A 21,831-nucleotide genomic window follows, 5' to 3' on the forward strand; every position below is an offset into this window, starting at 1 on the left:
CCGCAGCGCCCGCCGCGCGGCGGGCTCGGCCCGGCGGTACCCGTGGAAGTGCCCCGGGTGGTACAGGTGCGAGCGCGTGCCGGAGGCCGACAGCGCCGGGCCGACGAGGAACAGCGTGTGCTTCCACAGCCGGTGCTCCTTGACGGTCTCCTCCAGCGTGCCGACCGTGCAGCGCAGCACCAGCTCGTCCGGCCAGGTCGCCTGGTGGGCGATCACCACCGGGGTGTCGGTCGGATAGCCGCCCTCCAGCAGCTCCACCGCCAACTGCCCGGACCGCGCCGCCGACAGGAAGATCGCCATGGTCGTGCCGTGCCGGGCGAACTCCCGCACCTCCTCGCCGGGCGGCATCGGCGTCTTGCCGCCGCCCAGCCGGGTGAGGATCACCGACTGGGCCACCTCCGGGATCGTCAGCTCCCGCCCCGCGATGGCCGCCACCGCCGAGAACGACGACACCCCGGGCACGATCTCCACCTCGACGCCCAGCTCCGCGCAGCGGTCCACCTGCTCCTGGGTGCCGCCCCACAGGGACGGGTCGCCGGAGTGGACGCGGGCGACCCGCAGGCCCTCGCGGGCGGCCCGCTCGTAGACGGCGACGACGTCCTCCAGGGACATCGACGCCGAGTCCAGGACCTCCGCGTCCGCACGGGCGTGTTCGAGCACCTCCTCGCGCACCAGGCTGGCCGCCCAGATCACGACGTCGGCCTCGGCGATGGCGCGGGCGGCGCGGAAGGTGAGCAGGTCGGCGGCGCCGGGCCCGGCGCCCACGATGGTCACCTTCCCGGCGCGGGGCGCGTCGGTACGGGACGCGGCGGCGGTCGGGTCGGGGCTGGGTGCGGCGGTCACAGTTTGCCTCCTCGGCGGTCGCGGCGGGCGGGGGCGATCAGGGTGGACAGGTAGGGCAGGGCGCCCCCGGCGGCCAGTTCCGCCTCCAGCTCGGACGCGGGGCGGATCGACTCCTCCGGCAGTCCCAGCGACGACCCCCACACGGCCCCCTCCAGACGGCCCGAGGCGCGCAGCGCCTCGGCGACCTCGCCGGCCAGCCGCCCGAACTTGTACGCCACCACCGTGCCCGGCCCCTGGAGGGCCTCCCTGAGCACCGCCGATCCGGCCGTCACCGGCACCAGCGTCAACGGCTCCGTCCCCTCGGTGAGCACCGCCCCGCCGCGCGCGGCCAGGTCCTGCATCGCGGTGATGCCCGGCACGGTCTCCACGACCGTCTCGGGCACCAGGGCGCCGACGGTCTGGGCGAGGTAGGTGAAGGTGGAGTAGACGTTGGGGTCGCCGATCGTGGCGAAGGCCACGGTGCCGTGGGCGCGCAGCAGTTCGGCGACGCGTTCGCCCGCCGCGTCCCAGGCGGCTTCCCGGCGGGCCCGGTCGCTGCGCTCGTTGAGCGCGAAGACCACCCGCTCGACCCGCTCGCGCGACACGTAGTGCAGCACGGTGGCCTCCGCCCGGCCCGTGCCGCCGTCCTCCATCACGGGCACGATCACCACGCGCGCCGAACGCAGCGCCTTCACGCCCTTGAGGGTCACCAGGTCCGGATCGCCGGGGCCGACCCCGACGCCGATCAGCCGTGGCCCACTGTCGGTGCTGTTCACGCGGCACACCTCTCGACACATCGGTTGACGAAGCGCCGGGCCAGGGACGGCTCGGCGGCCCAGTGCACATGCAGGTACGAGGCGTGCACGTGGTTCCTCACGAAGCCCTCGACCCGTCGCCGGTCGCGTGCGGCCCCCCAGGTCAGGCCCCACGCCGGTGCCTGGTCCGTCTCCGGGGACCCGGCACCCGGCTCCACCGTCGTGCGGTGGAACTCGTGGCCGCGCACCCGCGTCCCGGCGGCGGCCAGGACGCTGTCGCCGACGGCGACCGCCTCGCGGTAGCCGAGGGTGAGCCGCTCGGTCATCCGGGCGGTGGCGTCCAGCACCCCGCACATCGGGGCGCCGTCCAACTCCCGCGCCAAGTAGAGCAGTCCGGCGCACTCGGCGGCGATCGGCGCCCCCGAGGCGGCCAGGTCCGCGACGGCCGCGCGCAGCGGCTCGTTCGCCGACAGCTCCGGCGCGTACACCTCGGGGAAGCCGCCGCCGACGACCAGCCCGGCCGTGTCCGGCGGCAGGCCGGTGTCCCGCAGCGGGTCGAAGGGGACCACCTCGGCGCCCGCCGCCCGCAGCAGTTCGGCGTGCTCGGCGTAGGAGAAGGTGAACGCGGCCCCGCCCGCGACCGCCACCACCGGGCGCCGCCCGCGCGGCGCCCCGGCGGGCGGGGCCGGGGGCTCCCACGGTTCCCCGGGCAGGGGCGGCGCGGAGTGCGCCAGGGCGAGCAGCGCCGTCAGATCGCAGCCGGACCGCACCCGTTCCGCCAGCGCCGCCACCGCCTCGGCCGCCTCCGCCCGCCGCTCGGCCACCGGGACCAGGCCCAGGTGCCGCGAGGGGGCGCCGATCTGCGGGGCGCGGCGCAGGACGCCCAGCACGGGCACCCCCGAGGCGTCCAGCGCCTCGCGGAGCAGCTCCTCGTGGCGGTCGGAGGCCACCTTGTTGAGGATCACCCCCGCGACCCGCACCTCGGGGTCCCAGGACGCGAAGCCGTGTACCAGCGCCGCCACCGAGCGGGACTGCGAGGAGGCGTCCACCACCAGCACCACCGGCGCCCGCAGCACCTTCGCCACCTGCGCGGTCGAACCGAGTTCCCCCTGCCCGGCCGCGCCGTCGTACAGCCCCATCACGCCCTCGACCACGGCCAGGTCCGCGCCGGCCGCCCCGTGGAGGAACAGCGGCGCGATCAGCTCCGGGCCGCACAGGTACGCGTCGAGGTTGCGTCCGGGACGCCCGGTGGCCAGCGCGTGGTAGCCCGGGTCGATGTAGTCCGGCCCCACCTTGTGCGGGGAGACGGCCAGTCCGGCCGCCGTGAAGGCGGCCATCAGACCGGTGGCGACGGTGGTCTTGCCGCTGCCCGAGGAGGGCGCGGCGACGACCAGCCGGGGAACGGTCGTGCTCATGGAAGGTTCGTCACCCGCTCACCACTCGATGCCCCGCTGGCCCTTCTGGCCGGCGTCCATCGGGTGCTTGACCTTGGTCATCTCCGTCACCAGGTCGGCGGCGTCGATCAGCGCCCGCGGCGCGTTCCGCCCGGTGATCACCACGTGCTGGGTGCCGGGACGGGTGCGCAGCACCTCCACGACCTCGTCGGTGTCCACCCAGCCCCAGTGCATCGGGTAGGTGAACTCGTCCAGCACGTACAGCCGGTGGGTCTCGGCCGCCAGATCGCGCTTGACCTGCTCCCAGCCCTCGCGCGCCGCCTCCTCGCTGGAGAGGGCGTCCCGGGCGTCCCGCTGGATCCACGACCAGCCCTCGCCCATCTTGTGCCAGGTGACGGCACCGCCCTCGCCGCTCGCGCCCAGCACGCGCAGCGCACGCTCCTCGCCGACCCGCCACTTGGCGGACTTCACGAACTGGAACACCCCGATCGGCCAGCCCTGGTTCCAGGCGCGCAGCGCCAGCCCGAACGCGGCCGTCGACTTGCCCTTGCCGACGCCCGTGTGCACCGCCAGCAGCGGACGGTTGCGGCGCTGACGCGTGGTGAGTCCGTCGTCGGGTACGACGCTCGGCTGTCCCTTCGGCACTACGCGGCCCTCCCAAGGTTCCGGTTCGAGTTCTGTGCGGAGCGGACGAGCGAGGTGACGGCGTCGGCGCGCAGCTCGTCCAGCGTCACCGCCGGGCCGCCCAGCTCGCGGGCGAGCGCGCCGGCCAGGCCCAGCCGCACCGGGCCCGACTCGCAGTCGACCACCACCGAGGCGATGCCGTCGGCGGCCAGCAGCCGTGCCGCCTGCCGCGCCCGTACGACGGGTCCGGTCCCACCCGTCGCCCGACCGCCGCCCCCGGCCGAGGCGCTTCGCGCCGCTCCTCTTTCCGTCGCCCGACCACCACCCCCGGCCGAGGCGCTTCGCGCCGCCCGTCCTTCCGTGGCCCGCCCGTCGGTGACGGCGACCAGCAGCGGACGCCGCGACGGGTCGCGCAGCCGCTCCACCCGCAGCACGTCACGGGCCTTCAGCAGCCCGGCGGCCAGCGGGGTGCGGCCACCGGTGGGCAGCGACTCCAGGCGCGCGGCGGCGGCGTCCACGGAGGACGTGGGCGGCAGGGCGACCTCGGCGCCCGAGCCGCGGAAGGTGATCAGGCCGACCTTGTCGCGGCGCTGGTAGGCGTCCAGCAGCAGCGACAGCACCGCTCCCTTGACGGCGCCCATCCGCTGCCGGGCGGCCATCGAGCCGGAGGCGTCCACGACGAAGAGCACGAGGTTGGACTCCCGTCCCTCGCGCACGGCCTCGCGCAGGTCGTCCCGGCGGACCACCAGGCCCGGCCCGGTGCGCCCCCGGGCCCGCTGGTGCGGGGCGGCGGCCCGGACGGTCGCGGCCAGGTGCAGCCTGCCCAGCGCGCCGTGCGGGCGGCGGGCGCCGGTGGTGCGGCCCTGCGCGGTGCGGGCCCGCGAGCGCCGTCCGGCCGCGCCCTCGCCCACGCCGGGCACGTACAGGGCCCGGGTGCGGAACGGCTCGCCCGCGCGGGCGGGGGCCTGCTCCCCGCCGCCCCGGCCCGGTCCGGTGCCCTCGCCGTCCTCGCGGCCCCGCGACTGCTCCGGCACCGACGGCTCGGACGGCTCGGAGCCGTCCGAGGCGCCCGACGGCTCCTCGGGCCCGCCCTGCGGAGGCCGCCCGCCGCCGGGACCGTTCCCGGGACCGCCGTCCGGCCCGTCCGGGTCCGGCTCGTCGTCCCCGCCGTCCCCGCCGCCGTTCTGCCGGAGCGTCTCGTCGAGCTTCTCCTCGTCCAGGCCGGGCGCGTCGAAGGGGTTGCGGCGCCTGCGGTGCGGCAGGGCCAGCAGCGCGGCCTGCCGGACGTCCTCGGCGACCACGTCGGTACGTCCCGCCCAGGCCGCCAGCGCGCAGGCGGTGCGGGCCATCACGATGTCGGCGCGCATGCCGTCCACCTCGAACGCCGCGCAGGTGGCGGCGATCTGCCGCAGCGCGGCGTCGCCCAGCCGCACCCGCGGCAGCAGCGCGCGCGCCGCCGCGATCCGCTCCCGCAGCGCCGTCTCCTCGTCGGCCCAGCGGGCGGCGAAGGCGGCCGGGTCCTCGTCGTGGGCCAGGCGTCGGCGCACGACCTCCATCCGCTCGTCGGTCTCGCGGGAGGCGGCGACCTCCACCGTCAACCCGAAGCGGTCCAGCAGCTGCGGACGCAGCTCGCCCTCCTCGGGGTTCATCGTCCCCACCAGCAGGAAGCGGGAGGCGTGCCGCACCGAGACGCCCTCGCGCTCGACGTACGAGGCGCCCATCGCGGCGGCGTCCAGCAGCAGGTCCACCAAGTGGTCGTGGAGCAGGTTGACCTCGTCGACGTAGAGGACGCCCCGGTGCGCGTCCGCCAGCAGGCCCGGCTCGAACGCCTTCACGCCCTCCGCCAGCGCCCGCTCGATGTCCAGGGCCCCCACGAGCCGGTCCTCCGAGGCGCCCACGGGCAACTCGACCATCCGCGTGGGCCGGCTCTCGCCGTGCCCCGCCTCGTGCGGCCCGTCCGGGCACTCGGGGTCGGGCCGGCGCGGATCGCAGGAGAAGCGGCAGCCGGGGACGACCTCGACCTCGGGCATCAGCGCGGCCAGCGCCCGTACGGCCGTGGACTTCGCCGTGCCCTTCTCGCCGCGCACCAGGACGCCGCCGACGGCCGGCGAGACCGCGTTCAGCAGCAGCGCCAGCCGCAGGTCGTCCATCCCGACGATCGCGGTGAACGGGTAGGTGGCCGTGGTGGTCATGCGTCGTCCTCCGGATCGTCGTCGGAGCCGCCTTCGAGGTCTCCCTCGAGTTCGAGGTAGAGCTGCCGGAGCCGGTCCAGGGTCTCCGCCTCCGGCTCGGCCCACAGCTCGCGGTCGGCGGCCTCCAGCAGCCGCTCGGTGATGCCGCGCAGCGCCCACGGGTTGGAGCGCCGCATGAAGTCCTGGTTGGTCTCGTCGAAGACGTAGGCGCTCGCGAGCTTCTCGTACATCCAGTCGTCCACCACCCCGGCCGTGGCGTCGTAGCCGAAGAGGTAGTCCACCGTCGCGGCCATCTCGAAGGCGCCCTTGTAGCCGTGGCGCCGCATCGCCGCCATCCAGCGCGGGTTGACCACCCGCGCCCGGAAGACCCGGTGGGTCTCCTCGCCCAGCGTCCGCGTCTTCACCTGGTCCGGCACGGCCGAGTCGCCGACGTACGCCTCGGGGGAGGAGCCCGTCAGGTGGCGGACCATGGCGACCATGCCGCCGTGGTACTGGAAGTAGTCGTCGGCGTCGGCGATGTCGTGCTCGCGGGTGTCGACGTTCTTGGCGGCCACCTGGATGCGGCGGAACGCCGTCTCCATGTCGCCGCGCGCCGGGCGGCCGTCCAGGCCGCGCCCGTAGGCGTAGCCGCCCCACACCGCGTACACCTCGGCGAGGTCCGCGTCCGAGCGCCAGTTGCGGGCGTCGATCAGCGGCAGCAGCCCGGCCCCGTACGCGCCCGGCTTGGAGCCGAAGATCCGCGCCGTGGCCCGGCGCCGGTCGCCGTGCGCGGCGGTGTCCTCGTCCGCGTGGGCCTTGACGTAGTTGGACTCGGCGGGCTCGTCCAGCTCGGCCACCGCCCGCACCGCGTCGTCCACCAGGCCCACCACGTGCGGGAAGGCGTCGCGGAAGAAGCCGGAGATGCGGACGGTGACGTCGATGCGCGGACGCCCCAGCTCCTCCAGCGGCACGATCTCGAAGCCCGTCACCCGCCGCGAGGCGTCGTCCCACACCGGCCGGCAGCCCAGCAGCGCCAGGATCTCCGCGATGTCGTCGCCCTGCGTGCGCATGCAGGAGGTGCCCCACACCGTCAGGCCCACCGACGTCGGGTACGCGCCGTGGTCGGCCAGGTGCCGGGCCAGCAGCGAGTCCGCCAGCGCGCTGCCGACGTCCCACGACAGCCGGGACGGGATCGCCTTGGGGTCCACGGAGTAGAAGTTGCGGCCGGTCGGCAGGACGTTGACCAGGCCGCGGGTCGGCGACCCGGAGGGACCGGCCGGGACGTACCCGCCGTCCAGCGCGTGGAGGACGTTGCCGATCTCGTCGGTGGTGCGCGCCAGCCGGGGCACGACCTCGTCCGCGGCGAACTCCAACGCCCGCACCGCGCCCGGCACCTCGGTGCCCAGCACCTCGGCGGCCACCTCGCCGGCCGCCTCGCGTGCCCAGCCGCGGGCCTCCATGCCCTCCACCAGCCGCCGCGCCAGGTGCTCCAGCAGGTCGATCGCGTCGGAGGCGGTCCGCGCCGGACCGTCCGCCAGGGACGTCAGCGCCTTCGGCACCTCGACACGGGCGCCGGGCTCGGCCAGCAGCGCGGCCTCCTCCAGCCCCACGTGCTCGGCCAGCACCGCCCGCAGACCCGGCAGCGCACCGCCGACGCCGCCCCACACCTGCGCCGAACGCAGCACGGCCAGCACCAGGTTGACGCGCGACTCGCCCACCGGGCCGCCGCCCAGGACGTGCAGGCCGTCGCGGATCTGCACGTCCTTGATCTCGCACAGCCAGCCGTCGATGTGCATGACGAACTCGTCGAACTCGTCCTCGTCCGGCTGCTCCTCCACGTGGAGGTCGTGGTGGAGTTCGGCGGCCCGCACCAGCGTCCAGATCTGGCTGCGCACGGCCGGGGCCTTGGCCGGGTCCAGGTCGCACACCAGCGCGTACTCGTCCAGCAACTGCTCCAGCTTGGCCAGGTCGCCGTAGGAGTCGGCCCGCGCCATCGGCGGCACCAGGTGGTCGACGACGGTGGCGTGGCCGCGGCGCTTGGCCTGGGTGCCCTCGCCGGGGTCGTTGACGATGAACGGGTAGACCAGCGGCAGGTCGCCGAGCACCGCGTCCGGCGCGCAACCGGCCGACAGGCCCAGCCCCTTGCCCGGCAGCCACTCCATCGTGCCGTGCTTGCCCATGTGGACCACCGCGTCGGCGCCGAAGGAGTGCTCCATCCACCGGTAGGCCGCCAGGTAGTGGTGGGAGGGCGGCATGTCCGGGTCGTGGTAGATCGCGATGGGGTTCTCGCCGAAGCCGCGCGGCGGCTGGATCATCACGATCACGTTGCCGAACCGCAGCGAGGCCAGCACGATCTCGGCGTCCTCGCCCTCGCCGTCCACGTACAGCGAGCCCGGCGGCTCGCCCCAGTGCTCGCGCACGGCGTCGCGCAGCTCGGGGTCGAGCGCGGCGAACCACCGGCGGTAGTCCCGCAGCGGCACCCGGGCCGGCGCGGCGGCGAGCTGCTCCTCCGTCAGCCACTCCACGTCGTGGCCGCCGGCGGCGATCAGACGGTGGATCAGCTCGTCGCCGGTCTCGGGCAGTTCGCCGGTGTCGTAGCCGGCGGCCTTCAGGGCCCGCAGCAGCTCCACCGCCGAGGCGGGGGTGTCCAGACCGACCGCGTTGCCCACCCGCGAGTGCTTGGTCGGGTAGGCGGTGAAGACCAGGGCGATCCGCTTCTCGGCGTTCGGCTTGTGCCGCAGCGCGGCGTGCCGCACCGCGATGCCGGCCACGCGCCGGGCCCGCTCGGGGTCGGCGACGTAGACGGGCACGCCGTCGGGGCCCTCCTCCTTGAAGGAGAACGGCACGGTGATCAGCCGCCCGTCGAACTCCGGGATCGCCACCTGCATCGCGGCGTCCATCGGCGACAGCGCCGCGTCCGAGGACTCCCAGGCGGCGCGGGAACCGGTCAGGCACAGGCCCTGGAGCACCGGCACGTCCAGCGCGGCCAGGGCGCCCACGTCCCACGCCTCGTCGTCGCCGCCGGCGCTCGCGTCCGCCGCACGGGTGCCGCCCGCGGCCAGAACGGTGGCGACCAGCGCGTCGGCCCGGCCCAGCAGCTCGTACAGGCCCTCCTCGGCGCCGCGCAGCGAACCGCAGTAGACGGGGAGGGCGTTGGCGCCGCGCTCCTCGATCGCGTCGCACAGCGTGTCGACGAAGGCGGTGTTCCCCGACAGCTCGTGGGCCCGGTAGAACAGCACGCCCACGGTCGGCCGGGACGGGTCGGACCTCCGGTCGCCGTGGACGCCGTACTCGGGCATCGGCCGCGGCTCGGCGAAGCCGTGGCCGGTCAGCAGCACCGTGTCGGACAGGAAGCGCACCAGCTCGGCCAGGTTCTCCGGCCCGCCCGCGACCAGGTACTTCAGCGCCTCGGCCACCACGCCCGCCGGAACGGTGGACATCGCCATCAGCTCGGCGTCCGGAACGGACTCGCCGCCCAGCAGCACGGTGGGGACGCCGGAGGCCCGCAGCGCCTCCAGCCCCTCCTCCCAGGCGCGCCGGCCGCCCAGCAGGCGCACGACGGCGATGTCCGCGCCCTCGATCAGCCCCGGCAGCTCCCCGGCGACGTCGACGCGCACGGGGTTGGCGATGCGGTACGGGGCGCCGGAGGCACGGGCCGCCAGCAGGTCGGTGTCGGCGGTGGACAGCAGCAGTACCGTGCTCATGGAACTCCCATCGGTCCGTACGCCCTTCGCGTCGGTCGCGTCGGTCGCGTCGGTCGCGTCGATTTCCTCGGTCACACCGGTCATACCGGTCACGGCGCCCCCGGCGGTACGAACGGCAGGCCCTCCGGCGCGCCGTCCTCGATCAGCCGCAGCAGCGCGTCGGTGTCGGCGTGCTCCTCCACCAGGTCGCCCAGCCGGTCGAGCTGCTCCTCGCGGAGCGTGGCGAAGGACGTGTCGGGGGCGGGGACGAACGCCCGTCCCGCGTCCGCCGCCACGCGCCGCAGGAAGGCGCGCCGGAAGCCGTCGCTCTCCAGCGACCCGTGCCAGTGGGTGCCCCACACCGAACCGGTGCGGCAGCCGTCCAGGAACGGCTCGTCCCCGCCGGTCACCTCGGCCACGCCATGGTGGATCTCGTAGCCCTCCACCCGCTCGCCCAGCGCCTCGCCGACCGGCCGGGCCAGGGTCTTCTCCGGCGCGAAGCGCACCCGCACCGGCAGCAGTCCCAGGCCGTCGACCGTCCCGGCCCGCGACTCCACCTCGTCCTCGATCCGCTCGCCCAGCATCTGGAAGCCGCCGCAGATGCCCAGCACCGGGCGTCCCTCGGCGGCCCGGCGGACCAGCGCGTCGGCCAGCCCGCGCTCGCGCAGCCAGGCGAGGGCCTTCACGGTGCCGCGGGTGCCGGGCACGATCGCCAGGTCGGCGTCGGCCAGCTCCTCGGGCCGGTCGCAGAACCGCACCACCACGCCCGGCTCGGCCGCCAGCGCGTCCACGTCCGTGAAGTTCGACATCAGCGGCACGGGCACCACCGCGACGCGCAGCACGTCGCGGCCGTGCGGCGGCGCGACGGCCGACTCGCGGACGGTGCCGCGCAGCGACACGCGCAGCCCGTCCTCCTCGTCGATGCCGAGCCCGTGCCGGTACGGCAGGACGCCCAGCACCGGCCGTCCGGTCAGGCCGCGCAGCATCTCCAGACCGGGCTCCAGCAGCGTCACGTCGCCGCGGAACCTGTTCACCAGGTACCCGGCCACCAGGGCCTGGTCCTCGGGGGAGAGCAGCGCGGTGGTGCCGAAGAGGGAGGCGAAGACGCCGCCGCGGTCGATGTCGCCGACCACCACGACCGGCAGGGAGGCGGCGCGGGCCAGGCCCATGTTGACGATGTCGCTGCGCCGCAGGTTGATCTCGGCCGGGCTGCCGGCGCCCTCGCAGATCACCGCGTCGTGGGTGCGCCGCAACTCGGCCAGGCAGTCGAGGACCGTTCCCAGCAGCCTCTCCTGCCGTCCCGTGTGGTAGCCGCGGGCGCTCAACTCGCCCACCGGCCTCCCCAGCAGCACGACCTGGCTGGTGCGGTCGCCGCCCGGCTTGAGCAGCACCGGGTTCATCAGCGCGGTCGGCTCCACCCGGGCCGCGGCGGCCTGCATGGCCTGGGCGCGGCCGATCTCGGCGCCGTCGCGCGTGACGAAGGAGTTCAGCGACATGTTCTGCGCCTTGAACGGCGCCACCTTCACGCCCCTGCGGGCCAGCCAGCGGCAGATGCCGGCCGTGACCACGCTCTTGCCCGCGTCCGAGGTCGTCCCCGCGACCAGCAGTGCGCCACCCGTCACCGCTTCCCCTTCCGTGTGTTCCGCTGCTCCCGCAGGGCCGCGGCACCGGCGCACACCGCCAGCGCCAGCGCGCCCACCCGGCGCGACAGGCGCACCGCCCGCTCGATGTCCGCCACGCGCACCGGACGGCCGGAGGCGTTGAGCACCGGGCGGTGCTCGACCCGTCCGCCGTACGACAGCGTCCCGCCCAGCCGTACGCCCAGCGCGCCCGCGAACGCCGCCTCGACCGCCCCGGCGTTGGGGCTGGGGTGACGCCGGGCGTCCGCCCGCCAGGCGCGCAGCGCGCCGCGCGGGTCGGGGCCGGCGAGGACGGCCAGCAGCGCGGTCAGCCGGGAGCCGGGCCGGCCCACGACGTCGTCCAGCCGGGCCGAGGCCCAGCCGAAGCGGAGGTGGCGCGGCGAGCGGTGACCGACCATCGCGTCCAGCGTGTTGACGGCCCGGAAGCCCGCCAGGCCGGGCACGCCGGCGACCGCGCCCCACACCAGGGCGCCGACCACGGCGTCGGAGGTGTTCTCGGCGACGGACTCCACGACCGCCCGGGCGATGCCGTCGGCGTCCAGCGCCTGCGGGTCCCGTCCGCACAGGTGCGGCAGCCGGGCGCGCGCCGCGTCGAGGTCGCCGGCCTCCAGGGCGGCGGCGATCGTCCGGGCCTCGCGCGCCAGGCTGCTGCCGCCGATCACGGTCCAGGTCGCGGTGGCCGTCAGGGCGGTACGGGCGGCGGGGGAGCGGCGCGCGGCACGGTCCAGCGCCGCCGCGGCGGCCACGGCGCCGCCCGCGCACACGGCGGTGTACAGCGCGCCCGCGCCGCGGTGGTCGCGCCACAGCAGGCGCTCCAGGGCCGCTGCGGCACGCCCGAAGGCGGCGACGGGGTGGCCGCGGCGGGGATCGCCGGCGATCAGGTCGAACAGGTATCCCAGCAGCGCTCCGTACGCGTGGCCCGGCATCGGGGGCGCGGGGTCCGCGGACAGGGCCGGGGGAGCGGCGGTGGTGTCGTGGTCGGCGCGCATGGCGTCAGCGTGCCGTCGCGCCTCGTACGGTCACCGCGGTGGGAAAGGGGGCAGGCGGAATGCCGGGCATGGCGGTATGTCCTCACTCAGGGTCCTCGCCCTGGATCGACGTGACCGGCGGTGAGAGTCTCCTGGCTCCCGGATCCGCGCTTCCCCGGCCTTCCAGCCCGATGCACGAGCCGTGGCCCTGGGTGGGGAGCGCTCCCCGGTGACAGTGGCGGGACCGCGCCGGATTCGCACCGGCTTCCTCTCCTGCCGCCGTTGGGCAACGGGAAGTCCACCATGCCCGGGAAGAGGCGTCAACTCCGCGGTGACCTGCGACGGCGCAGTGTGCGGAAGGGCACACGACGCCGGTGTGCGCGGTGTGCGCCTGTCGGCGCGTCACATCGCGTGCGCGCCCGGCTCGTGACAGGGAAAAGGCGCCCGACGACGGTCGTCGGGCGCCCGAGAGGGGGATGTCGATCAGGCCGCGATGATGTAGATGCCGTACGCCACGGCCGCCGCGCACAGGGCGAAGCTGGCGTAGGCGCCGACGCGGCCGAGGAGGCCGGCGCCGCCGTCGCCCGTCCCGTGGTCGGTGCGGGTGCCGACGATGCCGAAGGTGAAGACGCACACCAGGCCGACCGTCATCACGAGGCTGACCCCGAAGACCTGGCCGAGAGCGGCCCAGTCGATGTCCATGAGGCTGTTTCCTTTGCGGTTCCGTGCGGTTCCCTGGGGCCCGCGCGGTGTGTACGAGGCGGTGTTACGAGGTGGGGGAGAGGGGGGCGGAGACGGCGGGCTTCGCCTCGGCGTCGGCGGCGTCGGCCTCCTCGACGGCGGGCTGCGGCGGGACGCCGACCTGCACGGCGGTGTCGAGGGTCTCGACGGCGACGGGCGCGATCGGCTCGACGTCGTTGACGTTGGTGTGGTCCACCGGCTCCCGGCGGGAGGCGAACCAGATCGCGGCGCAGGCCACCACGGTCAGGACGGTGACGACGGTGACGCCCCAGTCGCCCTGGGTGGTCAGGAGGGCGGCGCCCGCGGCCACCAGGCCGGCGGCCGGAAGGGTCAGGCCCCACGCGGCGACCATGCGGCCGGCGGTGTTCCAGCGCACCGTGCCGCCCTTGCGGCCCAGGCCGGAGCCCATGATCGAGCCGGAGCAGACCTGCGTGGTGGAGAGCGCGAAGCCCAGGTGGGAGGAGGCCAGGATGGTGACGGCCGAGCTGGTCTGGGCGGCGAAGCCCTGCGCCGGCCGGATGTCGGTGAGGCCCTTGCCCATGGTGCGGATGATCCGCCAGCCGCCCAGGTAGGTGCCCAGGGCGATCGCGATGCCGGCCGAGGCGATGACCCACAGCGGCGGGTCGGCGTCGGCGCCCAGCACGCCGCCGGAGATCAGGGCGAGGGTGATGACGCCCATCGTCTTCTGCGCGTCGTTGGTGCCGTGGGCGAGGGAGACCAGGGCGGCCGAGGCGATCTGCCCGGCCCGGTAGCCCTTGGCCACGTCCTTCTCATCGGTGTTCCGGGTGATCCGGTAGGTGAGCCGGGTGGCGAGCATCGCCGCGATGCCGGCGACCAGCGGCGCCGCCAGCGCCGGGAGCAGGACCTTGGAGACGACCGCGCTCATGGAGACGGCGCCGACGCCGACGGAGGCGATGGTGGCGCCGATGAGGCCGCCCATGAGGGCGTGCGAGGAGCTGGAGGGGAGGCCCGCCAGCCAGGTCAGCAGGTTCCAGATGATCGCTCCGACCAACCCCGCCAGGACCACGGCCGGATCGATGCCGGAATCCTCGTTGATGAGGCCCTTGGAGATGGTGGCGGCCACCTCGACCGAGATGAAGGCGCCGATGAGGTTGAGGACGGCCGACATCGCCACCGCGGTCTTGGGCTTGAGTGCCCCGGTGGAAATGGTGGTGGCCATGGCGTTGGCCGTGTCGTGGAAGCCGTTGGTGAAGTCGAACACCAAGGCCGTGACGATCACGATCCCGATGAGAAGCGTGATGTTTTCCATTCACCCAGGCAATCAGTCGAAGGGGCGGTACGCGGCGAACGTAGGGACTCAGGGTGAACGCAAGGTGAACTGGGAGCGGATTCACGGTGTCTCCCCGAGCCTGTGTAGGCAGGAGCGTACGGCGGTCTCCCCCGGCACGCCCGCCGACGACACCCTCCGGGTGAGCCTCGCCCGCCGCGCTACAGTGCTCCGCCGGAGGTGGCGCGGATGCGGCGGACCTGGCACGACGCCTGGCGCGAGCTGGTGGACACGGCCCGCCGGACGGTGGCCGACGGACTGGTCGTGGGCACCTCCGGCAACGTCTCGGTACGGGTCGGCGACACCGTCCTGGTGACCCCCAGCGGCGTCCCGTACGACCGGTTGGGGCCGGACGACCTGTGCGCCGTCGACCTCGACGGCCGGCGGGTGGCCGGGGAGTCGGCGCCCACCAGCGAGCTGCCGATGCACCTGGCGGTCTATCGTGCCACCGACGCCGCGGCGATCGTCCACACCCACGCCGTGCACGCCACGGCCGTCTCCACCCTCGTGGAGGAGCTTCCGGCGATCCACTACATGACCGCCGCCCTGGGCGGCCCGGTACGGGTCGCACCCTACGCCACCTACGGCAGCGAGGAACTGGCCGCCCACGCCCTGGAGGCCCTGCGCGACCGCACCGGCTGCCTGCTGCGCAACCACGGCACGATCGTGTACGGCGACAGCCTCCGCCGGGCGTACGACGACACCGCGCAGTTGGAGTGGATGTGCCGCGTCTGGCTCGCCGCCGCCTCCGTGCCCGGCCGCACCCCCACGCTGCTGCCGCCCGAGGAGCTGGACCGGGTGGCCGAGAAGCTGCGCGACCACGGCCCGCGGAACGGCCGGTCCGGCTGAGCGGTCCGCCTCCCGGCCGGGACCTCCCGGATCACCCGCCGGGCCCGGCCCACTGGCTTCCGCCGCGCCGCGCCGTCATCCTGGGCAGGATGAGCCTGCGCAAAACGACAGCCCTGACCGCCACCGCCGTGCTCGGTGCCGCCGCGGTCGCGGTCGTGGCCGGGCGGTACGCGGCCCACACCGCCCTCAGGCCGCCCACCGGCCGCTCCCTGCCCGTCGGGTTCCAGGGGCCGCCGCTGACGGTCCACGCCACCGCGGCGGGGCAGATCACCCTGACCCGCTCGCTCGTCTCCGAGCTGCCCGGCACCTACGCGCTCACCGGTCCCGGCCGGCACGCCGTCGTCGGCCCCGTGCTCGACGTCCCCTCCGCCCCCGACACCGTCGTCAGGCGTCTGGAACGCGTCGACCGCGGCCGTCTCGCCCCGGGCGACCGGGTGCGGCTGACCCCGCAGCTGTACACCGGCGACCCGCGCGACGCCCTCGGCCTGGAGTACGAGGACGTGGTGGTGCCCGGCGAGCTCGGCGCGCTGCCCGCCTGGTACCTGCCGGCCCTCCGCGACGTGTGGGTGATCGCCGCGCACGGCCTCGGCGCCACGCGCGAACACCCCCTGAACCTGCTGCCGTTCCTCCACGGGATGGGCCTCCCGACGCTCCTCCTCTCCTACCGCGGCGACCCCGGCGCGCCCCGCTCGCCCGCCGGCGCCATGCACCTGGGCGACTCCGAGTGGCGCGACCTCGACGCGGCGATCCGCCACGCCCTGGACCGCGGCGCCCGGAGCGTCGTCCTGTACGGCTGGTCCACCGGGGCGTCCATGGCGCTGCGCGCCGCGGCGCACTCCCCGCTCCGCGACCGCGTGGGCGGGCTGGTGCTGGACTCGCCCGTGCTCGACTGGCGGGCCACCCTGCGGTCCCTCGCCGCCGGCCGCCACGTCCCCCGTCCGCTGCTGCCGCTGGCGGTGCGCGCCGCGCAGGGCCGGGCCCGGCTGCACCCCGGGCCCCTGCCGGAGCTGGCCGACCCGGCGAGCCTGGAGCTCCCCACCCTGATCCTGCACGGCCCCGACGACGCCGTCGCCCCCTGGGGGCTCTCCCGGGAGCTGGCGGAGCGGCGGCCCGACCTGGTCTCGCTGCACGTCGTCCGGCAGGCTCCGCACGCCGCCATGTGGAACGCCGACCCGAGGGGGTACGAGGAGGCGCTGCGCCGTTTTCTCACCCCTCTGCTGTAGGCCCCCGGAGGGACCGGCGCAGAGGCCCCTCCGGCGCGGGCCGTCCGCCGTGGAAGCCGCTGTCGAGGGTCCCGCGCGGGGCTCGTGCGGAGCCTCGTGCGGGGGGCCTCTGCGGGACGCTCAGATGAGTTCCGTGCACGGACGTTTGGGCTTTCGGGCGGTCGTGGACAAAACTGCTCCCGTGACGTCCCGTACACCGCGAGACACCAGGCTGCGCCTCGTTACCCGTCAGCCTCTCGCCGCCACGCGCAGAGCCGTGAACGCGCGTCGCCGGCAGAGGACGCCCCGGCCCCCCGAGGGTCTCCATCCCCGTGACCAACTCGCCAGGCAGGCGAGGGCCTGTCTGGGCGACGCAGTGCGCCTGGCCCGCTGGGCGGACGGCACCGGCCTGTCGCCGGTGGCGGATGCCGAGCGGGCCGCGGCCGACCTGCGGATGCCGGTGGACCAGGTGCCCGTCCACTGGGACCGGGCCCGGCTCGCCGGTCTGATCGAACTGCACGACGGCACCGCCGTGCCCGGTTGGCGGCTGCGCGCCTGGGACCGCGACGACTCCGCGGTGCTGCGCGGCTGGGTCGCCCTCTTCGACGCCTGGTCGCTCGTGCACCCGGCGCCCGACGACGCCGATCCGGCGCTGGTCGGCGACGTGGTCGTGGCGACTCCGCAGTTCCTGTCCGTGATGCACCTGTCGTCCGGTCCGGTGACCGTCCCGCTCCTGCTGGACCTGCTGCGGCAGCGGATAGCGGAACTCCGCGCGGAGCGCGGGAAGGACCTGGCGGAGCGCGGGAAGGACCTGGCGGAGCGCGCAAGCGCGTCGGGCGGGGACGTCGAGGACCTCGTCCCCCGGGACCTGCCCGCGCTGCTCGACTGGGCGCTCGACGGCCTGGCCTCCGTCGGCGCTCTCACCCGGTGCGCCGAGGACGGCGAGGGCCGTCCGGGGCAGGCGGTGCTCACCCCGCTGGGCAACTGGGCCGTGTGGGTGAAGCTCGAACAGATCTGCGTCGCCGCCCAGAGCCCCGCCGGGAACATAGAGCACCCCGCCGAGGACATGCTGCGCGGCTGCGCCCGGCTCTCGCCGGGGGAGGCCCGCGCCGAGTACCGGGCCTGGCTCGCCGCGCGTCCCACCGGCCCGGCCGTCGCCGAACTGCTGGACGCCGCCCGCGGCGAGGACTCCCTCATCCGCGGCCTGGCCTTCGAGGCGCTGCGCGCCGTCGGCGCCCCCGCCGAGTCCGCCGTCCGGGCGGTCCTGGACGAGCCCACCCTGCGCCCCTACGCCCTGCTCTGGCTCGCCGAGCACGACGGCGCCGACCCCGCGGACCTGACGGGCGGCGCCCCCGGCGTCCTGACGCGCGAGGAGGCCACCTGGCTGTGGGTGGACACCGCCGCGGCCGTCGCCGACCACGGCGACGGCCGGCTGCTGGTGGAGCACTTGGAGTCGGCCGTGCAGGAGAGCGTCCCGGCGCTGCTGGAGGAGGTCCGCGCCACCGGCCACCCCCGCACGGTCCAGGTCCTGGTGGCGCTCGCCGCCGCCCACCCGGACCCCGTGCTGGCCCGGGCCGTGCGCCGGGCGGCCTTCCAGGTCCACACCGGCGAGGTGTGACGGACCCCGGGGCTTCTCGTGCCGCCGGCGGCACGAGAAGCCCCGGAAATTCGGTTGCGCACCGCCGTTAGACTTGCCGCATGGCAAATCTCCTCGCGCATTAGGCCGGCGTACGCCGTCTCCCAGCCCCCGACCACGACGTACGCACGTCCACCCTGCCCAGGAGTATTTTCCGTGATCACCGCCTCCGGACTCGAGCTGCGCGCCGGCGCCCGGGTCCTCATCGAGTCCGCCTCCTTCCGCATCGCCCGGGGCGACCGCATCGGCCTGGTCGGCCGCAACGGCGCGGGCAAGACCACCCTCACCCGCTGCCTGGCCGGCGAGGGCATCCCCGCGGCCGGCACCATCACCCGCACCGGCGAGGTCGGCTACCTGCCGCAGGACCCGCGCACCGGCGACCTCGACGCCCTGGCCCGCGACCGCATCCTCTCCGCCCGCGGCCTGGACACCGTGCTGCGCAGGATGCGCGAGAACGAGGAGCGGATGGCCAACGGCAAGGGCGCCACCCGCGAGCGGGCGATGAAGAAGTACGAGCGGCTGGAGACGGAGTTCCTCACCAAGGGCGGCTACGCCGCCGAGGCCGAGGCCGCCACGATCGCCGCCAGCCTGGGCCTGCCCGACCGGGTGCTCGCCCAGCCGCTGGGCACCCTCTCCGGCGGTCAGCGGCGCCGTGTCGAGCTGGCCCGCATCCTCTTCTCGGACGCCGACACCCTGCTGCTGGACGAGCCGACCAACCATCTCGACGCCGACTCCATCGTCTGGCTGCGCGACTTCCTCAAGACCTACCGCGGCGGCTTCGTCGTGATCTCCCACGACGTCGACCTCGTGGAGACGGTGGTCAACAAGGTCTTCTACCTGGACGCCAACCGCGCCTGCATCGACGTCTACAACATGGGCTGGAAGCAGTACCTGGTCCAGCGGGAGGCGGACGAGAAGCGGCGCAGGCGGGAGCGGGCCAACGCCGAGAAGAAGGCCGCCGCCCTCACCGCCCAGGCCGACAAGATGCGCGCCAAGGCGACCAAGGCCGTCGCCGCGCAGAACATGGCCCGCCGCGCCGAGCGGCTGCTGGCCGGGCTGGAGGAGGAGCGCCGGAGCGACAAGGTCGCCAAGCTGCGCTTCCCCGACCCCGCGCCGTGCGGCAAGACCCCGCTGATGGCGGAGGGGCTGTCCAAGTCCTACGGCTCCCTGGAGATCTTCACCGACCTCTCGCTGGCGATCGACAGGGGTTCGCGGGTGGTCGTCCTCGGCCTCAACGGCGCGGGCAAGACCACCCTGCTGCGGCTGCTGGCCGGGGTGGAGAAGCCCGACGGCGGAAAGGTCGTCCACGGCCACGGGCTCAAGCTCGGCTACTACGCGCAGGAGCACGAGACGCTGGACCCGGACCGCACGGTGCTGGAGAACATGCGCTCGGCCGCGCCCGACATGGACATGGTCGACATCCGCAAGACGCTGGGATCGTTCCTGTTCTCCGGCGACGACGTGGACAAGCCCGCGAGAGTCCTCTCCGGCGGCGAGAAGACCCGGCTGGCGCTGGCCACGCTGGTGGTCTCCTCGGCCAACGTGCTGCTGCTGGACGAGCCGACCAACAACCTCGACCCCGCCAGCCGCGAGGAGATCCTCGGCGCGCTGCGCGCCTTCACCGGCGCGGTGGTGCTGGTCACGCACGACGAGGGCGCGGTGGACGCGCTCCAGCCGGAGCGGATCGTCCTGCTCCCGGACGGCGTGGAGGACCTGTGGGGCGAGGAGTACGCGGATCTCGTCGCGCTGGCCTGAGGCCCGGGGGGACCCGGAGGACGCACGGTGATCACACCGTTCTGGATCATTCGGCCGACGTGTGATCCATCATCTGAGTGAGTTCGGCTCGTATTGCGGCGCGGTTGCGCGTCGAGAGGGCGGGCAGTGTGGCATGGGCCTCCCGACATGGAGGTTTGGAGTCCGCACCCCGCTCTGACCTGCCTCTTTTCCGCGGAGTGCGACGGCGTACCCGAGGAAAGCGTTGCGGAATGCTTCATTCCGACTTCCCTTGCGACTTGCCTCGTGGACAAGATCGCCGTACGGACCTTGTCGAATGGGTGGCCAGATGCCCGGCAAGGGGTGATCATGAGAGATCAGAGCGCACTTCCCATGAGGAGGCACGGGTGGCCGAGACTCTGAAGAAGGGCAGCCGGGTGACCGGCGCCGCGCGCGAGAAGCTCGCGGCTGACCTGAAGAGGAAATACGACTCCGGTGCGAGCATCCGGGCGCTGGCCGAGGAAACCGGCCGCTCCTACGGATTCGTGCACCGGATGCTCAGCGAGTCCGGCGTGACCCTGCGCGGTCGCGGCGGTGCGACGCGGGGCAAGAAGACCACGACATCCTGAGATCCGGGGTCGTCCCGAGGGGCGCCACCCGGTCGGCCATCCGACCGACTGGGTGGTTACTCTTCAGTCACCTGACTGCGGAGAGCTCCCGGGAGACCCTCATGACCCTGCTCGACAAGGACGGCGTGCGGCTCGTCGTCGACGGTGCCGTGGCCACGGTCACGCTCGACCGTCCGGCCAAGCGCAATGCCCAGACCTTCGCGATGTGGCGCGCGCTGGCCGAGGCCGGACGGCTGTTGCCCGGCGAGGTCCGCGTCGTCGTCCTGCGCGGTGAGGGACAGTCCTTCTCCGCCGGACTCGACCGGCAGGCCTTCACGCCCGAGGGCTTCGAGGGCGAACCGTCCTTCATCGATCTGGCGCGCGGCTCGGACGCCGAGATCGACGCCGCCATCGCCGGCTACCAGGAGGCGTTCACCTGGTGGCGGCGGAACGACGTGGTGAGCGTCGCCGCCGTCCAGGGGCACGCGGTCGGCGCGGGCTTCCAGCTCGCGCTCGCCTGCGACCTGCGCGTGTGCGCCGACGACGCGCAGTTCGCGATGCGCGAGACCGCCCTCGGACTGGTCCCCGACCTCACCGGCACCCACCCGCTCGTCGGGCTCGTCGGATACGCCCGCGCGCTGGAGATCTGCGTGACGGGCCGCTTCGTCCACGCCGAGGAGGCCGAGCGGATCGGCCTGGCCAATCTCGTGGTGCCCCGCGCCGAACTCGAGGCGGCCACCGCCGACCTGACGGCGGCGCTGCTCGCCGCCCCGCGCGACGCGGTGGTGGAGACCAAGGCGCTGCTGCGCGGCGCGGTGGAGCGCACCTACGACGAGCAGCGCGCGGCCGAGCGCGAGGCCCAGGGACGCAGGCTCCGCGACCTGGCCGGCATCGGCGAGTGATCGGCGCGTAGGCGCGCCGGACCGGCTCCGTGCGCACCGCCCCGTCCGGGCGGCGCACACGGAGCCGGCGCGGGGCTCAGAAGCCGTGGCGGGCGCCGCCGTCGATCGGGAGCATCACCCCGGTCACGTACGAGGCGGCGGGGGAGAGCAGGAAGGCCGCCGCCCTGCCGAACTCCTCCGGGGTGCCGTAGCGGCGCAGCGGGATCGCGGCCGAGCCGCGCTCGCGGGCGGCCTCGGGGTCCTCGGCGAGCGCCTCCAGCTCGCGGATCCGGTCGGTGGCGATCCGGCCCGGCAACAGCCCGACGACGCGGATGCCGCGCGGACCCAGCTCGTTCGCGAGGGACTTGGCGAAACCGGCCAGGCCCGGCCGCAGCCCGTTGGAGATCGTCAGCCCGGCGATCGGTTCGTGCACCGAGCCGGAGAGCACGAAGCCGATCACCCCGCCCTCCGTCAGCCGTCCGGCCGCCGTGCGGGCCAGCCGCACCGCGCCGAGGAAGACCGACTCGAACGACGACCGCCACTGGTCGTCGGTGTTGCTCTCGAAGGAGCCGGGCGGCGGTCCGCCGACGCTGATCATCACCCCGTCGAGGCGGCCGTGTCGGTCGTACGCGGTGGTCACCAGGCGGTCGGCGGCGTCCGGGTCGGCGTTGTCCGCCGCGACGCCGACGGCGCCCTCGCCCAGCCGTTCGGCGGCCTCGGCCGCCGCCCGCTCGGTGCGGCCGGTGACGATCACCTTCGCGCCCTCGGCGGCCAGCTCACGGGCGGTGGCGAAGCCCAGCCCGCGGGTGGCGCCGGTGACGAGGTACACCCTGTCCTTGAGTCCGAGATCCATGGG

16 protein-coding genes, 1 pseudogene and 1 riboswitch are annotated in these 21,831 nt (G+C 74.8%); of the genes and pseudogenes, 6 read left to right on the forward strand and 11 right to left on the reverse strand.

Features of this window, described 5'->3' with window-relative positions:
• From cobM to ABD335_RS26380, 10 genes and pseudogenes are all read right to left on the reverse strand, one after another.
• Positions 1-774: pseudogene (cobM, locus tag ABD335_RS26335) on the reverse strand (precorrin-4 C(11)-methyltransferase); the annotation flags it as partial.
• Between the two features lie 65 nt (positions 775-839).
• Positions 840-1,598, reverse strand: a complete 759-nt coding sequence (cobI, locus tag ABD335_RS26340; RefSeq protein WP_344327971.1) for a precorrin-2 C(20)-methyltransferase — start codon at positions 1,596-1,598, stop codon at positions 840-842.
• Positions 1,595-2,992: a cobyrinic acid a,c-diamide synthase CobB gene (locus tag ABD335_RS26345; protein ID WP_344327972.1), complete on the reverse strand. Its 1,398-nt coding sequence runs from the start codon at positions 2,990-2,992 to the stop codon at positions 1,595-1,597. The genes cobI and ABD335_RS26345 overlap by 4 nt, the downstream gene beginning before the upstream one ends.
• Positions 2,993-3,010: 18 nt before the next feature.
• Complete coding sequence (gene cobO, locus ABD335_RS26350; protein ID WP_344327973.1) at positions 3,011-3,616, reverse strand: cob(I)yrinic acid a,c-diamide adenosyltransferase; 606 nt, start codon at positions 3,614-3,616, stop codon at positions 3,011-3,013.
• On the reverse strand, positions 3,616-5,787 hold the full coding sequence (locus ABD335_RS26355) for a putative cobaltochelatase (protein WP_344327975.1): 2,172 nt from the start codon (positions 5,785-5,787) through the stop codon (positions 3,616-3,618). The genes cobO and ABD335_RS26355 overlap by 1 nt, the downstream gene beginning before the upstream one ends.
• The gene (gene cobN, locus ABD335_RS26360; protein WP_344328059.1) at positions 5,784-9,470 is read right to left on the reverse strand and encodes a cobaltochelatase subunit CobN; all 3,687 of its coding nucleotides are present in this window, start codon (positions 9,468-9,470) and stop codon (positions 5,784-5,786) included. Before cobN ends, ABD335_RS26355 begins: the two co-directional genes overlap by 4 nt.
• Positions 9,471-9,559: 89 nt before the next feature.
• On the reverse strand, positions 9,560-11,071 hold the full coding sequence (locus ABD335_RS26365; RefSeq protein WP_344327976.1) for a cobyric acid synthase: 1,512 nt from the start codon (positions 11,069-11,071) through the stop codon (positions 9,560-9,562).
• A complete protein-coding gene (locus ABD335_RS26370) occupies positions 11,068-12,015 on the reverse strand; it encodes a cobalamin biosynthesis protein (RefSeq protein ID WP_344328060.1) in 948 nt (315 codons plus the stop codon). The genes ABD335_RS26365 and ABD335_RS26370 overlap by 4 nt, the downstream gene beginning before the upstream one ends.
• A gap of 188 nt (positions 12,016-12,203) precedes the next feature.
• A riboswitch (cobalamin riboswitch) is annotated at positions 12,204-12,327 on the reverse strand.
• Positions 12,328-12,540: 213 nt separating this feature from the next.
• On the reverse strand, positions 12,541-12,759 hold the full coding sequence (locus ABD335_RS26375; RefSeq protein ID WP_344327978.1) for a hypothetical protein: 219 nt from the start codon (positions 12,757-12,759) through the stop codon (positions 12,541-12,543).
• Positions 12,760-12,823: 64 nt separating this feature from the next.
• Positions 12,824-14,068 carry an inorganic phosphate transporter gene (locus tag ABD335_RS26380; RefSeq protein ID WP_344327980.1) on the reverse strand — a complete coding sequence of 415 codons (1,245 nt, stop codon included), beginning with the start codon at positions 14,066-14,068 and terminating at the stop codon, positions 12,824-12,826.
• A 207-nt stretch (positions 14,069-14,275) separates the two neighbouring features.
• On the opposite strand from ABD335_RS26380, the gene ABD335_RS26385 reads away from it, so the two are divergent.
• From ABD335_RS26385 to ABD335_RS26410, 6 genes are all read left to right on the forward strand, one after another.
• Entirely contained in the window at positions 14,276-14,935 is a 660-nt protein-coding gene (locus ABD335_RS26385) for a class II aldolase/adducin family protein (RefSeq protein WP_344327981.1), read from the forward strand.
• Between the two features lie 89 nt (positions 14,936-15,024).
• Positions 15,025-16,158 carry an alpha/beta hydrolase gene (locus ABD335_RS26390; protein WP_344327982.1) on the forward strand — a complete coding sequence of 378 codons (1,134 nt, stop codon included), beginning with the start codon at positions 15,025-15,027 and terminating at the stop codon, positions 16,156-16,158.
• Positions 16,159-16,339: 181 nt separating this feature from the next.
• Positions 16,340-17,755, forward strand: a complete 1,416-nt coding sequence (locus ABD335_RS26395; protein ID WP_344327984.1) for a hypothetical protein — start codon at positions 16,340-16,342, stop codon at positions 17,753-17,755.
• 174 nt (positions 17,756-17,929) lie between these two features.
• Positions 17,930-19,528, forward strand: coding sequence for an ABC-F family ATP-binding cassette domain-containing protein (locus ABD335_RS26400; RefSeq protein ID WP_344327985.1), 1,599 nt, complete (start codon positions 17,930-17,932; stop codon positions 19,526-19,528).
• Between the two features lie 365 nt (positions 19,529-19,893).
• A complete protein-coding gene (locus ABD335_RS26405; RefSeq protein ID WP_344327987.1) occupies positions 19,894-20,115 on the forward strand; it encodes a helix-turn-helix domain-containing protein in 222 nt (73 codons plus the stop codon).
• Between the two features lie 101 nt (positions 20,116-20,216).
• Positions 20,217-20,996 carry an enoyl-CoA hydratase/isomerase family protein gene (locus tag ABD335_RS26410; protein ID WP_344327989.1) on the forward strand — a complete coding sequence of 260 codons (780 nt, stop codon included), beginning with the start codon at positions 20,217-20,219 and terminating at the stop codon, positions 20,994-20,996.
• Between the two features lie 76 nt (positions 20,997-21,072).
• Here the strand turns inward: ABD335_RS26410 and ABD335_RS26415 are convergent, their stop codons facing one another.
• Positions 21,073-21,828, reverse strand: coding sequence for an SDR family oxidoreductase (locus ABD335_RS26415; RefSeq protein ID WP_344327990.1), 756 nt, complete (start codon positions 21,826-21,828; stop codon positions 21,073-21,075).
• Between the last annotated feature and the right edge of the window lie 3 nt (positions 21,829-21,831).

It is taken from the genome of Streptomyces macrosporus (genome assembly GCF_039533145.1).
Taxonomy (GTDB): Bacteria; Actinomycetota; Actinomycetes; order Streptomycetales; family Streptomycetaceae; genus Streptomyces; species Streptomyces macrosporus.

Coding starts and splice junctions, on each gene's coding strand:
- ABD335_RS26345 (WP_344327972.1), bottom strand. CDS start 2,992: ATGAGCACGACCGTTCCCCGGCTGGTCGTCGCCGCGCCCTCCTCGGGC.
- ABD335_RS26355 (WP_344327975.1), bottom strand. CDS start 5,787: ATGACCACCACGGCCACCTACCCGTTCACCGCGATCGTCGGGATGGAC.
- cobN (WP_344328059.1), bottom strand. CDS start 9,470: ATGAGCACGGTACTGCTGCTGTCCACCGCCGACACCGACCTGCTGGCG.
- ABD335_RS26370 (WP_344328060.1), bottom strand. CDS start 12,015: ATGCCGGGCCACGCGTACGGAGCGCTGCTGGGATACCTGTTCGACCTG.
- ABD335_RS26375 (WP_344327978.1), bottom strand. CDS start 12,759: ATGGACATCGACTGGGCCGCTCTCGGCCAGGTCTTCGGGGTCAGCCTC.
- ABD335_RS26380 (WP_344327980.1), bottom strand. CDS start 14,068: ATGGAAAACATCACGCTTCTCATCGGGATCGTGATCGTCACGGCCTTG.
- ABD335_RS26385 (WP_344327981.1), top strand. CDS start 14,276: ATGCGGCGGACCTGGCACGACGCCTGGCGCGAGCTGGTGGACACGGCC.
- ABD335_RS26390 (WP_344327982.1), top strand. CDS start 15,025: ATGAGCCTGCGCAAAACGACAGCCCTGACCGCCACCGCCGTGCTCGGT.
- ABD335_RS26410 (WP_344327989.1), top strand. CDS start 20,217: ATGACCCTGCTCGACAAGGACGGCGTGCGGCTCGTCGTCGACGGTGCC.
- ABD335_RS26415 (WP_344327990.1), bottom strand. CDS start 21,828: ATGGATCTCGGACTCAAGGACAGGGTGTACCTCGTCACCGGCGCCACC.